The sequence below is a fragment of the Kitasatospora sp. NPDC127060 genome (genome assembly GCF_042724935.1).
Lineage (GTDB): Bacteria > Actinomycetota > Actinomycetes > Streptomycetales > Streptomycetaceae > Kitasatospora.
Window position 1 is genome coordinate 1 of record NZ_JBHXEG010000133.1, and the last position, 15,139, is coordinate 15,139.

Sequence of the window (15,139 nt, forward strand, 5' to 3'; positions counted from 1 at the left end):
CCTCCGGGGCTCGCGGCGCGCAGTGCTGTCAGCTGCCGCCGGAGGGCGGCTCAGTCGGCCGACGGCGCGGCCAGGTCGGCCTCCAGTTCCGCCAGCAGCGCCTCGACGTCCGCGGCGGACGCCTGTTCGGCCTGCGCCCGGACGATCCGCTGGGCGAGCACGTCGACCGTCGCCGACTCGAAGACGTCACGCAGGGTCAGCTCCACCCCGACCGACTCCCGGATCCGCCCGTTGAGCTGGGTGGCGAGCAGGGAGAACCCGCCCAGCTCGAAGAAGCTGTCGTGGACGCCGATCTGATCGGCACCGAGCAGCTCGGCGAGGATCTCGACCAGCCGCTGCTCCAGCGGGGTGCGCGGGGCGACGTAGCGGTCGAGCGGCGCGCTCTCCGTGTCCGGCCGCGGGAAGCCCCCCAGGTCGTAGTCGCCCGCCCCGGTGAGCGGCAGCCGGTCCAGCAGGACCAGGTGGGCCGGGACCAGGCGGTCGGGCAACCGGGCGACCAGCCGCTGGCGGATGTCGGCGGCCTCGGCCGTCCCCTCCCCGCAGGCCACGTAGCCGACCAGCACCGAGCTGCCGTCCGCCTCCAGCCACTCCGTCACCAGGGCGTCGCCGACCTCGGGCAGCCCCCGGAGCACCCCCACCGCCTCCGTCAGGTCGGCGCCCGGGTCGGTACCGGAATCACCGACGAACTCGAGGCTGCCGTCGAGCCAGCGGCGGCCGAGGTCACCGGTCCGGAGACCGTCGAAGCAGATCTCGGCGACCTCCCCGACCGCGGCCTCGACGCCGGACGGGTGCAGCAGCCGGGCCGGGCCCGTCACCTCCGTGCCCAGCGGGACGCGCAGCGGGGCGTCCTCGCGCTTCCAGTCCTCGGGCACCTGGTGGGCCGCCGCGGGCCGGCCGTCGGGGGCGATCCGGTAGAGGGACACCAGCCGGCAGGCCGCCGACAGCCGGCGCAGCGCCTCGACGTCGTGGGCCAGCAGGTCTCCGGTGTTCTCGACGAAGGCGTACCGCAGTGCCGGCAGGGGCCGGGGCCGGGCCGCCAGAGCCCGCAGGACCGGCGGGGTCAGCTGGACGACGCTGATCGCGGCCGCCTCCAGCCAGTCGAGCAGGGCCTCGGGGTCCCCGGCGGACGAGCGGTCCGGCAGGACCAGCGTCGCCCCCGCCTCGAAGGCGCTGGACAGCGCGGAGAGCAGCTGGCCCGGCTTCTCGGAGAGCACCGTGAAACGGTCCTGCGCCCGCAGGCCGTACCGCTCGACCGCCCAGTCACCGGGCGCGCCGGGGTCTGCGGCCCGGGGCGGGGCCGACTCCGGCAGCACCGGCACCGGGAGCGTCGGCACCGCCCCGAGGACGGCGGTCAGGTCCAGCACGGAGCCGGGAACCTCGCCCTCGGGGGCCGGGTCCAGCACGGTCGGCATGCCCAGAAGCAGCGCGGTACCCGCGTCGTCCACCACGGAGAAGGCGGTTCCGGCCCGCAGGCAGCCCAGGACCGCCGCGACGAACCCGCCGGTGGACCGGCGGACGACGGCCACGTACTGGCCGGACCCGTCCGGGAACCGTTCGGCCAGGGCCTGCGCCACCCGGTCGGCCGCCGCGTCGAGTCCGCGGTAGCTCCACTGCCCGTCGGCGGCGACCACCGCGGGCCGGTCCGGCAGCCGGGCGAAGCGCTCGACCGCCCGGAGCGGGTCCGCCGCAGGCGCCCCGGCCGGTGCGGCCGCGGCGCGCTCCTCCCCCAGGGCACAGTCGAGGACGCCGACGGCGGGATCCTCGACCGCCGCGCGCAACAGGGCGCGCAGCTGCTCCAGCAGGGCTCGGAGCATCGCCTCCTCGTAGCGGTCGGCGTCGAACTCGAGGTCGAGCCGGAGGACTCCGTCCCACTCTCGCGCGGTGCACGCCAGCTCGAACTTGCTCGACCGCACGGGGGTGTCCAGCAGCTCCGAGGTGAGGCCCTCCAGCGGCTGGGCCTCGGGGCTGCCGACCACGTTGAGGATCGCCTGGAACAGCGGGGTCCGCCCCGGCACACGGGGGGCCGGCAGCTCCCGGACCAGCACGTCCAGCGGGGCGTCGGCGTGGGCGAACCCGCCCACGGCACACTGCCGGACCCGGTCGAGGAGCTCCGCGAACGTCGGCTCGCCGCCCAGGTCCACCCGCAGCGGCAGGGTGTTGACGAAGAACCCGATCAGGTTCCCGGTGCCCGCGTCGGTGCGGCCGGTGATGGGCGCACCGATCACCAGGTCCCGCTGGCCCGACCAACGGCCCAGCACCGCCCCGAAGCTCGCCAGCAGCGCCATGAACGGGGTCACGCCGTGCCTGCGGCACAGGTCGTGCAGGTCCGCGGTCTCCCGCTCGGACAGTTCGGCGCGGACCCGGCCCGCGCCCGGTACGTCGTGCAGCGGGCGCCAGCGCCGGCTCGGCAACGCGAGCGCGGCGGGCGCGCCCCGGAGGTGGTCGCGCCAGTACCCGACCTGCTCTTCGAGCACCTCGCCGACCAGCCGCTCACGCTGCCACACGGCGTAGTCGCCGTACTGGATCTCCAGCGCCGGCAGGCCGGACCGTGCCGGGTCTCCTCCGGCCCGGTAGAGCGCGGCCAGCTCCCGGCCGAACAGGCCGACCGACCAGTCGTCGCAGACGATGTGGTGGGCGGTGACGCTGAGGACGTGTTCGGCCTCGCCCAGCCTGATCAGCAGGCAGCGGACCAGCGGGCCGCGCGCCAGGTCGAACGGCTCGGCGGCCTCCCGGTCCATCAGGCGCCGGGCCGCCTCGTCCCGGCCGGCGCCGAGGCCGGCGAGGTCCTCGACCGTGATGTGCCAGGCGTCGTCGAGGTCGTCGACGACCTGGACGGGGCGGTCGTCCACGGTGGGGAAGCGCGAGCGCAGCACCTCGTGGCGCTGGAGGATCGCGCGGACGCTGCCGTCGAGGGCGGCGACGTCGAGCGCACCGAGGAGGCGCTGCCTGCCGTGCACGTGGTAGGCGGCGCCCGTCAGCAACTGGTCCTCGACCCAGAGCCGTTGCTGGTCGAAGGAGAGCACCGGTTCGGCGTCCCCGGGACGCCGGCCGATGACGGCGCCTTCTTCGGCCGGACGCGCAGCCGCGACCGCCGCCGCGAGGGCCGCCACGGTCGGGGACTCGAAGAAGTCCATCGCCCGGATCCCGACGCCCAGGGCCTCCCGGATGCGCGCGATCACCCGGATCGCGTGCAGCGAGTCGCCGTCGAGATCGAAGAAGTCGTCCGAAACGCCGATGTCCGGGCGGCCGAGGGTGTCGCGCCAGATCGCGAGGATGGCCTCCTCGTAGGGCCTGAGCGACGGTTCGGCTTGACTGGGGACGTCGTTGAGAGGATGCGCCATGGTCACCACGGTAGGGATCCCCGAACGGGCGGGCGTGTCACGCGAATACCCGACAGGAGAGAAGGCCCGGGCCCGGGTTGACTTGGAGTGCAGTGTCAAGCCCCCCTCTGGCCCGACCGCCGGCCGAGCCGCCCCCGGGCTGGAGCCGAGACCATCACGGAGCCGAGCTTTTGTCCCCGTTCGAGAAGTGGTTCCCGTACCGAAGAGCGACCGAGGGCTTCGAGCTCTTCGCGTTTCCACACATCGGCGCAGGCCCCAGTCTGTTCAACCCCCTGCGCCAAGCCCTCCGGGAGCGGGACGTGGCCGTCTCCGGCGCGCTCCTGCCCGGCCGGGGACGGCGGTTGCGGGAGCAGCCCCACCGGAGCATGGCCGCACTCGTCGCCGAGTTCGAGGAGGCGGCGGAGCAGGACGGGTTCTCCGCGTTCATGGGCGACTACGGCCTCATCGGCCACAGTTCGGGTTCGCTGGTCGCCTTCGAGATCGCCAAGCTGCTCGTCCGGGCACCGTGCCGGAACCCGCAGCTGCTGGTGGTCTGCAGCTGCCTGCCGCCGCAGTTGAACTGCGACACGGGACTGAGCCGACTCCCGACGGACGAGATGTTCGCGCGGACCCTCGCGCTCGGCGGAACGTCCGAAGCCGTCATGGCCGACCGTGACTTCCGCACGATGCTGGCCCCGTCCATGCGCGCCGACTGGGAGATCCTCGACGGCTACGTCGACGCCGGCTCCGAGCCGCTGCCGGTCCCGGTCCTCGCGGTGCGGGGCGACCGGGACGGCACCGTCCCCGCCCGGGACCTGGCGCTGTGGCAGGAGCACACCAGTCAGCTGTTCCTGGCGACCGAGGTGGCGGCGGATCACTTCCTGCTCGGCCCTGACGGATCGTCCGCACTGGCCAGGCTGATTCCCGCGGTCCTGGCCGAGCTGCCCCCGGCCTGACCGACCTCCGGTCGGTCAGGCCGGTCGGGCCGGCCTCAGGACTCCCTGTGGTCGGCCCGGGTCGGGCGGAGCAGCTCCCCCAGCGGTGTGCCGGGGTCGTCGGCGACCCGCTCCAGCACCGCGGTGAACCAGGCCAGCAGGCGCTCGGCCCCCGGCTCGTCGAGGAATCCGGCCCGGTGGCGCAGCAGGCCGTGCAGCCTGCCGTCCGCCTCCGCCATCACCAACTCCAGTGGCAGAGTGCCCTCTTCGAACGGCAACGGGAAGGCCTCGACCTCGAGCCCGCCCAACGACCGCCGGATCCCGGCCGGGCCCAGGGTCACCAGGGCCGCGAGGTCGTCACCGTGGCGCGGCGACCGGTTGAAGGCGAACAGGGCCTCCACCAGCGAGCCGCGGCGGCCGGTCCCGAGCCGTTCGGACAGCGCCGACAGCGGGTAGTCCTGGTGCTCCAGGGCACCGATCACCTGCTCCCTGGTCCGGGCCAGCAGCGCACGGAAGGACTCCTCGCCGGTCACCCGGCTGCGCATCATCGCCGAGTAGGTGCAGCACCCGACCACGTCGGCGAACTCCGGCCGGGAGCGGCCGGCCAGCGCGGCCCCGACGACGATCTCGTCCTGGCCGGTCGCCCGGTGCAGCGCGGTTTCGAACGCGGCCAGCAGCAGCACGTACATCGTGGCCTTCTCGGCGGAAGCCACCGCCCGGAGCCGCCCGGTCAGCTCGGCGGGGAGCGAGAAGGCCCGTGCGCCGCCCTGGCCCGTGCTCGCCGGATCGACCGCCGGGAACGTCAACCGTGGTACCGATTCCGGAAGTTGACGGGCCCAGTAGGCGTCGAGCCGGGCCACGGCGGCCGGATCGGCCAGGACGGACCGCCGCCACTCCACGACGTCGGGGTATCCCGCCCGGGGCGGCGGCAGAGTGAGTTCCCGGTGCGCGGCGAAGGCGGTGTAGTAGGCCCCGAGCTCCTCGGCCAGGATCGTACTGGACCAGAAGTCGGTGACGATGTGGTGGGCCGTCAGCAGGATCACCTCGCCGCCGGTGTGGCGGTAGAGGTCGAGGCGGAGCAACGGTCCGGCTTCCAGGTCGAACGGGCGTCGCAGGGCCGCGCGCAGGAGCCCGGAGAGCGCCTCGTCGTCCCCGCCGGGCGCCTCGTGCTCGCGGAACTCGGCCCGCGCGTGCGGATGGACCAGCTGGGACGGCTCGCCCCCGCGCACGGCGAAGGTGGTGCGCAGGGCCGGGTGGCGGGCCACCACGGCGTCCAGGGCCCGGCGCAGGGCGGGCCGGTCCACCGATCCGTGCACCCGGAGGGCGACCGCGATCGTGTAGGCCGTGCTCTCCGGCTCCAGGTTCTGCGTCAGCCAGATCCAGCGCTGGCCCGGCGACATGGGCACCACCCGCTCCGCCGTCGGGTCGCCGCCCGTCCCGGCGACCGGCGCGGTGGCGGGCCGGTCCGCGCCGGGCGCGGCCAGCCGGTCGGCGAGCTGCTCCACGGTGTCCGCGAGGGTGGCGCCGCCCAGCAGCGCGGCCATGGACAGCTCCACCCCGAGCTCGCTCTCGACCCCGTGCTTGAGCTGCACCACCCCGAGCGAGTCCAGTCCGGCGGCCAACAGGGGCTCCGCCGGCGACAGTTCAGCGGGGTCAGCGCCGACCAGGGACGCGATCCGACCACGCAGATGGCCCTCCAGCAGCACCGCCCGCTCCCCGGGCGCGGCCGCGAGGACCTGCTCGGCGGTCGGCGACGCGTCGGTGTCGGCCGCCCCGGCCGCGTGGCTGCCGAGCACCGGCAGCTCGCCGGCCAGCAGGCGGGTCCGGCAGAGCCGGCGCTGGATCTTCCCGCTGGAGGTCTTCGGGATCCCGCCCGCCCGGATCAGCACCACCGTGTGCACCTGGAGCCCGTGCCCGCCGGCCACTGCCCGGCGGACCCGGGCCGCGACAGCGGCCAGATCGACTTCCCCGGCCGAGGGCTGGACCTCGTGGACGACCACCAGGTGCTCGTCGGACCCGGCGTCCGGCAGCTGGAAGGCCGCGGTGCAGCCGCGGCGCAGCGCCGGGTCCGCGCGCTCGGCGGTCTGTTCGATGTCCTGCGGGTAGTGGTTCCGCCCGCGCACGATGATCAGGTCCTTGAGCCGGCCGGTGACCACCAGCTCCCCGTCGTGCAGGAACCCTAGGTCGCCCGTACGGAGGAAGCCGCGGTCGTCCTGGCCGACGATGCGGGCCCGGAAGACCTCCGCGCTCTCCGCCGGCCTGCCCCAGTACCCCTGTGCGACGCTCGGGCCGGAGACCCAGATCTCGCCCACCCGCTCGGGTGGGCAGGGCGTCGACGTCACCGGGTCGACGATCGCGATCAGCTGGTCGCCGGCGCCGCTGCCGCAGTTGGTCAGGTCGACGACCGGTCCGTCGCCGGCGGGCAGCGCGAGGTGGCGGCCGAGTGCCGCTCCGTCCACCCGGACCACCGGTCCCGTCCCCGGCACCGGCACCGGCTCCGGCACCGGCTCCGGCCCGGCTGCTCGGGCGGGGACGGAGCGGCCGCCGCGACCGCTGACGATCAGGGTGGCCTCGGCCAGGCCGTAGCAGGACAGGAAGGCGTCCGCCCGGAACCCGGTCGGTGCGAAGGTCCTGGCGAACCGCTGCAGCGTCTCCGGGCGGATCGGCTCGGCCCCGTTGAAGGCCACCTCCCAGGCGCTCAGGTCCAGCCCGGCGATCTGTTCCGGCGTGGCCTTGCGCGCGCACAACTCGTAGGCGAAGTTGGGCCCGCCGCTGATCGTGGCCCGTTGCCGGTGCATGGTCTCGAGCCACCGCATGGGGCGCTCCAGGAAGTGCAGCGGCGACATCAGGGTGACCGGGCAGCCCGCGTAGAGCGGCTGCAACAGGCCGCCGATCAGCCCCATGTCGTGGTACGGGGGCAGCCAGATCAGCGCCCGGGTGGACTCGGAGGTACCGAAGAACCCCCGGATGAGGCCCAGGTTGTGCAGCAGGTTGGTGTGCGACAGCATCACGCCCTTGGGCGTGGAGGTCGACCCGGAGGTGTACTGGAGGACGGCGGTGGTGTCCGGGTCCACCACGACCGGGTCGCCCGCCCCGGCCTGCGGCGCGGGCAGGTCGTCGACCGACAGCCAGCGCAGCCCGAGGAAGTCCGCCGGCAGGTCCGGCACCTGGCGGAAGTAGTCCAGCAGGGGTGAGATGGTCAGCGCGACGGCCGGATCGGCGTCGCGCACCACGGCGAGCAGCCGGGGCAGGGTCCGCTCCAGCTGCATGGGGTTCGGCGGGTACGCGGGCACCGCCACCGCACCGGCGTACAGGCAGCCGAAGAAGGCCGCGACGTAGTCGAACCCGGGCGGCATCAGCAGCATCACCCGGGCGCCCGGCCGGACGCCGGTCTCCCGGATGCCGGCCGCTATGACCCGGGCCTTGCGGTCCAACTCGGCGTAGCTCAGCGCGATTTCCTGGGACTCACCGTCCAGCAGGAAGGAGTAGCCGAGCCGGTCGGGCTGCTCCTCGGCCCGTGCCCACAGCAACTCTGCGATGCTCTGAGACTTTTCCACGGCGGTCCTCCACCAGTAGTGCGAAGTTCTCGGACGGTGTTCCGGTCACGCCGACCGGGGCCGACCGGGGCTGCGCAGCACCTGGTCGAGGGCGGCGAGTCCGGCGGTGAGTTCCGCGGTCGTGCCGCCGAAGCCGAGCCGTACGTGGTGACGGAACGCGTCACCGAAGCAGTCGCCGGGAACCAGCAGGGTGCGGTGCTCCTCGGCCAGTCGGCGGCAGCAGTCCGTCACGTCGTCCTGGCCGAGGATCTCCACCAGCGCGGTCACACCGCCGCCGGGCGGCGTGAGCCGCACCAGGTCGGGGCGGTCCCGGCACCAGTCCGTCAGCAGGGCGCGGTTGGCCAGCGCGTGCTCCCGCTGCCTGGCCACGATCAGGTCGGCGTGCCGGACCGCGCGCTCGGCGAAGAACTCCAGCACGGGTGAGACGTACAGCGCGATGTAGTCGCGGAGCAGGCCCATCTCGGCCAGCAGCTCCGGCGAACCCAGGCACCACCCGACCCGCATGCCGGCCAGGCCGTAGCTCTTGGAGAGCGTCCCGAAGGACAGGCACTTGTCGTAGCGGTCGTGCGGCAGCGGCAGCGGGTCCGCGGTGTAGGTCATCTCGCCGAACGCGTTGTCCCACACCAGCCAGGCACCGGCCGCGGCGGCCAGGGCGATGAGCTCGTCCTGCTGCTCGCGGGTGATGGTGACGCCGGTCGGGTTGTGCGGGAAGTTGACCACGATCATCCGCGGGTCGCCGGCCGCGATCAGCCGCTTCAGCTCGGCCAGGTCGACCGCGAAGCCCTGCTCGGTGGACAGGCCCCACTTGGTGATCCGGCAGCCCCGCGCGGCGGCGATGTCGAAGAGCTGCTGGTAGGCCGGGTCCACGACGATGACCTCGTCCCCGGGCTTCAGCAGGGTGTGCATCACCAGGTAGATGGCCTCGCTGGACCCGTGGGTGACCATCACCTGCTCGGCGTCGCCGCCGGTCCACCGGTCGGCCAGGGCGGCGCGCAGCGTCCGGCCGCCGAGCGGCTCGCTGTCGTGGAGGATCAGCGGATCCAGCTCGGACAGGTCGAAGCCGCAGATGCCGCGCAGCTCGGCGATGGTCAGGTCCCGCACCCCGCTGCTCCCGATGTCGTGGTCGACCTCGTGGTAGTAGCGGCGCATCCAGTCCTCGAGTTTCGCGACCGGCAGCAAGTCCATGGGTTTCCCATCCTCTCGTCAGCGGCTCACGCTAACCACCGGTGGGCGGCCGGGCGTTGTCGCACGAACGCGGGACAGGCCGCCCCGGGGCCGGTCGGTCAAGCTGAGCAGGATCATCCGTGGGCCCTGGGGAGTCTGAGTCATGAACCCGTTCGACGATGAGGACGGAACCTTCGTGGTTCTCGTCAACGACGAGGAGCAGCACTCGCTGTGGCCCCGTCAGCTGACCGTGCCCGCCGGATGGCGGGTCGTGCACGGCGAAGGCAGCCGGCAGTCCTGCCTGGACTTCATCGAAGCCCACTGGACCGACCTGCGCCCGCTGAGCGCCCGGTCACCGCAGAGCAGCACGATCCGGCAGGACGTCTGACCATGAAGAAGTTCACCGCGCTCTGCGCCGGCTACATGGTGAGCATGACGGGCTCGGCCCTGACCAGCTTCGCCCTGACGCTCTGGATCTACCTGAACACCGGCTCGACGATCCAGTTCGCCGTCGGCTTCATCCTGTCCCTGCTACCCGGCATCCTGGTCTCGCCGCTGGCCGGCGCGCTGGTGGACCGCTGGAACCGGCGGACCGCCCTGCTGGTCAGCGACGCGGTGGGCATCGGCACCACCGGCGGGCTGGCCCTGCTCTACTGGGCCGGGCTGCTGCACCCCTGGCACGTCTTCGTCACCATCGCGATCCGCTCGGCGCTGCGGGCCCTGCAGACTCCCGCCCTCAACTCCAGCGTGGTGCTGCTCACGCCGCCCGACATGCTCGGCCGCGCCAACGGCATGGTGATGATCGCCAACGCGGTGGGACAGACCCTCGCACCCCTGCTGGGCGGCACGCTGCTGCTCGCGGTCAAGCTGGACGGCGTCCTGCTGATCGACTGCGCGACGTTCGTCCTCAACGTGATCGTGCTGCTGCTGATCACGATTCCCGACCCGCCCGCGACCGAGGCCGGCACGGCCGGCGGCGGGACGCTCTTCGGCGAGATCGGCCAGGGCTGGCGCTTCCTGGCCCGACGCCGCGGCCTGGTGGCCGTCATCCTGGTCTACGCCGCGCTCAACCTGGGCGTGGGCTTCGTCGACGTGCTCTTCACCCCGCTGGTCGTCGACATGTCCTCGGCGACGGCACTCGGCGCGGTGCTGTCGATCGGCGGCGTGGGTCTGCTGGTCAGCAGCTCGCTCCTGGCCGCGTGGGGCGGGCCGCGGCGCCGGGTCCACGGCGTGGCCGGCTTCACGCTGATCCTCGGCTGCTTCCTCTGCCTGGGTGCGCTGCGCCCGAACATCGTGCTCGTCGGGGTGGCGGTGTTCGGGTTCATGTTCTGCTCGGTCATCATCGACGGCACCAGCCGGGCCACCCTGCAGGTCGAGGTGGAACCCGACATGCAGGGCCGCACCTTCGCGGCGTTCGGCATGGCGACCAACACCACGCTGTTCGCGGGCTACCTGCTCGCCGGCCCGGTCGCCGAGCGGGTCTTCGAGCCGCTGCTGCGCGGCGACGGCTCGCTGGCCGGCAGCGTCGGCAAGGTCCTCGGCGTCGGTCCCGGTCGCGGCACGGCCTTCCTGCTGCTGGTGGTGGGCGCGTTCGTGGTGCTGACGGCGGCGCTGGGCTACCTCTCGCCGAGCCTGCGGTCCCTGCGCAAGCCTGCCCCCGAGCCCGTCGCCGACGCCGGCGCCGGTCCGACCGCCGGTCCGGAGCCCGCCGCCGAGGCCGCCGCGCCGGGCCGGGCCGACGACCCCGCCCTGCCGACGCACCGGTGAACGGGACTCCCGGCTCCCCGGCGCCGACCGGCACCGGACCCCTCGTGCCGCTCGGCGCCACCGGGTGGTCGCTCTGGAGCGAGGCCGCCCTCCGGGGGGCGGGGTTCCCCGCGGCGCGGTTCACCGAGATCTGCGACGGCGAACTGGCGGCGGCCGCCGACCTGTCGACCGGGGACCGCGCCGACGCGCAGCAGCGGTACGCCGACGCGTACACCGCCGCCACCGAGCGGTTGAGCGCCGCCGTGCGCCGGCTCGCCGCCGACGACCGCTTCCGGGAGGCGGTCGCCTGGCAGAACCCGGAACTGGTGCGCACCTGCCTGGACAAGGCCGCCGCCGGGGAACCGCGGAACGTGCGCGGCCGCAACCACGAACTCACGATCGTCAGCCACCTCCAGCGGTACACCCTCAAGAACGACAGCATCGGCTTCTTCGGCCCGATCGGATGGGCATCCGTCCGGCCGACCGGCGACGGCCTCGAAGTCATCAACGGTCCGAGCCAACTGGCCCGTCGGAGCACCTACTTCGAGCGCTGGGCGATCGCGGCCGTGGCGGGTGCGATCGCCGCACGGCCGGAGGTCTGGCCGTGGCTGCGGCCTCGGACGGCGCCCTCCGCGAGCCTCACCGGCTGGGTGGCACGGCTGCCCTTCCACAAGCCCGTCACCCTGACCGCCCGCGAGGCCGCCCTGCTCAGGCAGTGCACCGGCGAGCACACCGTGCGGGACATCGCCGGGTACCCGCCCGATCCGCAGACCATGGGCACGCTGCTGCGGCTGCGCGAGCTCGGGCTCGTCGAGCTCGGGTTCGTCGACCGGCGCACCGCCTGGCCGGAACGCGAACTGGCGGCGTGGATCGACACCGTGCCCGACGCCGGAGTCCGCGCGCGGGCCCACGCACCGCTGGCCGACCTCGTCGGCCTGCGGGACCGGGTGTCGTCGGCCGCCGGCGATCCCGACCGGCTGCTGCGGACCGTCGAAGCCCTGGCCCGCCGGTTCGAGGAGTTCACCGGCGGGCCGTCCACCCGCCTCGCCGGCGCGACCTACGCCGGGCGCACCCTGGTCTACGAGGACACCGTGCGGGCCACCGACGTCCGGCTGGGCCGCACCGTGACCGAGGCGATCGCCGAACCGCTGGGGGTGCTGCTCGGCAGCGCCCGCTGGCTGGCCAACACCATCGCCGAGCGGTACCGGGACCGGGCGCTGCGGCTCTTCGAGCGCGAGGTCGCCCGCTCCGGCTCCGACACCGTCCCGTTCCTGGGTCTGTTCACGGCCGTCCTGTCCGAGATGGCCACCCCGGGGGCCGGTGCCTTCGAGTCCGAGGCCGTCCACGAGGTCGTCGAGGACCTACGCCGACGGTGGCGCGAGGTCCTCGCGCTGACGCCCGGGGAGGCGCTGCGGACCCGCCGCCACCACGTCCGCGCCGAGGAGATCGCCGAGCGGGCGGAGCGGCTGTTCGCCACCGGAGCGCCGCTGTTCAGCTGCGCGAAGTGGCACTCCCCCGACCTGATGGTGCTCGCCCCCCGCCCCGGCGCACCCGACCCGGACGGCCTGCGGTTCGTCCTGGGCGAACTGCACTGCGCGAGCAACACGCTGGAGGCGCTGCTGTTCGCCGCGCAGCACCCGGAGCCGGACCGGCTGCGGGACGCCGCCGCGGCGAGCGGGCTCGACGACCGGGTCTTCCTCATCCCGCGCACCGACTCGCACCAGGCGAGCACCCGGATGGCCAGGTCCGCCGAGGTGCTGCTGCCCGGGTACACCTACCTGTGCCTCGGCGACGAGTCGCAGACGCCGCCCGAGGGGGCGGTGGTGCACTCGGTGCTGGACCTGACCGTGGAGCGGCGCGGCGACGGCCTCGTGGTGCGGCACCGCCCGAGCGGGCGGTCGTACGACTTCCTCGAAGTGGTCGGCGAACCCCTGTCCACGCTGTGCGCGGGCGCCTTCCGGCCCTTCGGCGGCACCGGTCACACCCCGCGGATCAGCATCGACCGGCTCGTGGTCTCCCGCGAGTCCTGGACGCTCCCCGTGGCGACGGCCGACTGGGCGTTCGTCAAGGACGAGCGGCGACGGTACGCGCAGGCGCGCCGGTGGCGGGCCGCGCACGGCCTCCCGGAGCGCTGCTTCTACCGGGTGCCGGTGGAACGCAAGCCGCTGGCCGTGGACTTCCGCAGCCTGGCGCTGGTGAACCTGCTCGCCAAGGCGGTCCGCAGGACGGTCGAGGCCGGCCACCCCGACCTCGGCATCAGCGAGATGCTGCCGGACCTCGACCAGCTGTGGCTGCACGACGCCGACGGCGGCCCCTACACGTCGGAGCTTCGGCTGGTCGCCGTAGAGTCGGGCCCCCCGCCGAGTTCGACACCGGATCGGGCGCGCGAGGCGCCGTGAGGAGTTCCCCCCAGTGACCCACATCCTGACGATCAGTCGGGCCCAGGCCCGCCGGCTGGCCATCACCCGGCAGCACCTGTCCGCGGCCCGTCCGCCGGGCGACGCGGACGGCGTGCGCGCCGTCTGCCGATCGCTGCGGTTCCTGCAGCTCGACCCGGTCCGGGTGATAGCCCGCAGTCATGAACTCGTGCTGTGGAGCAGGCTCGGCGCGGACGGCCTGACCGCCTTCGACGACGTGTTCTGGCAGGACCGCTGGCTGTTCGAGTACTGGGCGCACGCCGCGGCCATCGTGCTGTCCGAGGACTACCCGCTGCACCGGGTCGCGATGGACTCCTACCCCTGGCGCGGCCAGGAGAAGGTGCAGCCCTGGATCGACGTGAACCACGCGCTCCGCGCGCACATCCTGGAGCGCCTGGGCGAGGGGCAGCCCCTGCCCACCGACGCCTTCGAGGACCTGGCCGTGGTCGACTGGCCGTCCAGCGGCTGGACCAACGGGCGCAACGTCGAGCGGATGCTGGGGTTCCTGTGGCGCCAGGGCATCGTCCTGGTCGCCGGGCGGACCGAGGGGCGGCGGCTGTGGGGGCTCGCGGCGGACTGCCTGCCCGCCGACGTCACCCTGGAGGCGATGGAGCCGACGCGGATGGTGACCGCCGCGGTCGAGCACTCGCTGCGCGCCCGCGGGATCGCCCGGGCCCAGGAGATCGGCCAGTACTTCGTGCCGGGACGGTACGTCGACCTCCCCGGGACGCTGGACGCGCTGACCGCGGCAGGCCGGGTCGTCCCGGTCCGGATCGAGGACTGCCTGCCCTCCGAGACCTGGTACGTGCACGCCGACGCGCTGGACGAGCTCGACGCGATCCGCTCGGGCGACTGGGAGGGGCGCACCGCGCTGCTCTCCCCCTTCGACAACATGATCAACGACCGGAACCTCACCGAGCTGCTCTGGTCGTTCGAGTTCCGCAACGAGATGTACGTGCCCAAGGCGCAACGCAAGTACGCCCACTACGTGCTGCCGGTCCTGCACGGCGACGAGTTCGTGGGCCGGCTCGCCCCCAAGGTGGACCGGCGGCGGCGCGTGCTGACCGTGGAGGGCCTGTGGCTGGAGCCCTCGGTGAAGCCCACGGCGGCGCTGCGCCGCGCGATCACCGCCGAACTCACCGACCTGGCCGGGCTGGTGGGGGCGAAGGCGATCGAGTACGCCGAGCCGCTGCCGGGCGCCTGGCGGGCGGCGCTGCTGGGCTCCTGACGGCTGTCGGCCCCCGCACCGCAGCCCCCCCGAACCAGGGACGACCGACGACCGGTCCCGGTCGTCGGGACCGCCGCCCTGAGCACCACCCGGAACCTTTCCGGCCGAACGATCCGAGGGAGTTATGAGTACGTCAACCGAGAAGCAGGACGTCATCGAGGTCGGTCCGCCCGACGGCGCGCCCGTCCTGCTGCTGCACTCCTGGTGGGGCCGTCGTCCGGCGGTCCTCGAGTGGGCGGAGGGCCTCGCGGCCACCGGTCGCCGCGTGGTGGTCCCGGACCTCTTCGACGGCGCGACCGCCGACACCGAGGAAGCCGCCAAGGCACTGCTCCCGACCGTCGACTGGGCCCTGCTGGAGCGGTGCGTCACCGAGCTCGCCGGGCAGGGACGCCCCTGGGCCGTCGTCGGCTTCTCCATGGGCGCCATGTACGCGAGCCTCCTCGCCGGGCGCCCCGAGGGGGGCCCGGACGAGGTCGTCCTGTTCTACGGCGGCTGCGCCCCCGCGGCCGGGGGCCCCGGCCCCCGCCGGGCCGAGGTCCACCACGTCCAGGGGGACGACTTCTTCACCGCCGAGGAGATCGCCGAGACCCAGGAGGGCTTCCGCGCGGCGGGCGCCGAGGTGGTGTCCTACGAGTACCCGGGCGGGCGGCACTGGTTCGCCGAGCGGGGCACCCCCGGCTTCGACGAGGACGCCTTCGCCCTGGCCCTCTCCCGGGTCGCCGGCGGCCTGGGCGCCTGACCACCCCACGGCGGGGGTGCCGGGGTGCGGATT

Annotated in this window: 9 protein-coding genes; 6 read left to right on the forward strand and 3 right to left on the reverse strand. The window is 73.9% G+C overall.

From position 1 onward, the window contains the following. Positions 1–50: 50 nt before the first annotated feature. Positions 51–3,341, reverse strand: coding sequence for a condensation domain-containing protein (locus tag ACFWIS_RS39005; RefSeq protein ID WP_380451433.1), 3,291 nt, complete (start codon positions 3,339–3,341; stop codon positions 51–53). Between the two features lie 92 nt (positions 3,342–3,433). Here ACFWIS_RS39005 and ACFWIS_RS39010 point away from each other — a divergent pair, with 92 nt between their 5' ends. After that, complete coding sequence (locus ACFWIS_RS39010) at positions 3,434–4,276, forward strand: thioesterase II family protein (protein WP_380451431.1); 843 nt, start codon at positions 3,434–3,436, stop codon at positions 4,274–4,276. A gap of 35 nt (positions 4,277–4,311) precedes the next feature. On the opposite strand, the gene ACFWIS_RS39015 is transcribed toward ACFWIS_RS39010, so the two are convergent. Both ACFWIS_RS39015 and vioD read right to left on the reverse strand, forming a co-directional pair. After that, positions 4,312–7,812, reverse strand: coding sequence for a condensation domain-containing protein (locus tag ACFWIS_RS39015; RefSeq protein WP_380451429.1), 3,501 nt, complete (start codon positions 7,810–7,812; stop codon positions 4,312–4,314). 45 nt (positions 7,813–7,857) lie between these two features. Continuing rightward, positions 7,858–8,997 carry a capreomycidine synthase gene (vioD, locus tag ACFWIS_RS39020; RefSeq protein ID WP_380451427.1) on the reverse strand — a complete coding sequence of 380 codons (1,140 nt, stop codon included), beginning with the start codon at positions 8,995–8,997 and terminating at the stop codon, positions 7,858–7,860. Positions 8,998–9,139: 142 nt separating this feature from the next. Here vioD and ACFWIS_RS39025 point away from each other — a divergent pair, with 142 nt between their 5' ends. From ACFWIS_RS39025 to ACFWIS_RS39045, 5 genes are all read left to right on the forward strand, one after another. After that, complete coding sequence (locus ACFWIS_RS39025) at positions 9,140–9,364, forward strand: MbtH family protein (protein ID WP_380451426.1); 225 nt, start codon at positions 9,140–9,142, stop codon at positions 9,362–9,364. 2 nt (positions 9,365–9,366) lie between these two features. Further along, complete coding sequence (locus ACFWIS_RS39030) at positions 9,367–10,743, forward strand: MFS transporter (RefSeq protein ID WP_380451424.1); 1,377 nt, start codon at positions 9,367–9,369, stop codon at positions 10,741–10,743. Then, on the forward strand, positions 10,740–13,121 hold the full coding sequence (locus ACFWIS_RS39035; protein ID WP_380451422.1) for a lantibiotic dehydratase: 2,382 nt from the start codon (positions 10,740–10,742) through the stop codon (positions 13,119–13,121). The genes ACFWIS_RS39030 and ACFWIS_RS39035 overlap by 4 nt, the downstream gene beginning before the upstream one ends. A 13-nt stretch (positions 13,122–13,134) precedes the next feature. Then, positions 13,135–14,367 carry a winged helix-turn-helix domain-containing protein gene (locus ACFWIS_RS39040; protein ID WP_380451420.1) on the forward strand — a complete coding sequence of 411 codons (1,233 nt, stop codon included), beginning with the start codon at positions 13,135–13,137 and terminating at the stop codon, positions 14,365–14,367. Positions 14,368–14,491: 124 nt separating this feature from the next. Further along, positions 14,492–15,106 (forward strand): dienelactone hydrolase family protein, encoded by a 615-nt coding sequence (locus ACFWIS_RS39045; protein WP_380451418.1) that lies wholly within the window; start codon positions 14,492–14,494, stop codon positions 15,104–15,106. The last annotated feature ends 33 nt before the right edge of the window (positions 15,107–15,139 follow it).

Excerpts from the sequence above, each read along its gene's own strand:
- ACFWIS_RS39005 (WP_380451433.1), bottom strand. The coding sequence starts at position 3,341 with ATGGCGCATCCTCTCAACGACGTCCCCAGTCAAGCCGAACCGTCGCTC.
- vioD (WP_380451427.1), bottom strand. The coding sequence starts at position 8,997 with ATGGACTTGCTGCCGGTCGCGAAACTCGAGGACTGGATGCGCCGCTAC.
- ACFWIS_RS39025 (WP_380451426.1), top strand. The coding sequence starts at position 9,140 with ATGAACCCGTTCGACGATGAGGACGGAACCTTCGTGGTTCTCGTCAAC.
- ACFWIS_RS39030 (WP_380451424.1), top strand. The coding sequence starts at position 9,367 with ATGAAGAAGTTCACCGCGCTCTGCGCCGGCTACATGGTGAGCATGACG.
- ACFWIS_RS39045 (WP_380451418.1), top strand. The coding sequence starts at position 14,492 with ATGAGTACGTCAACCGAGAAGCAGGACGTCATCGAGGTCGGTCCGCCC.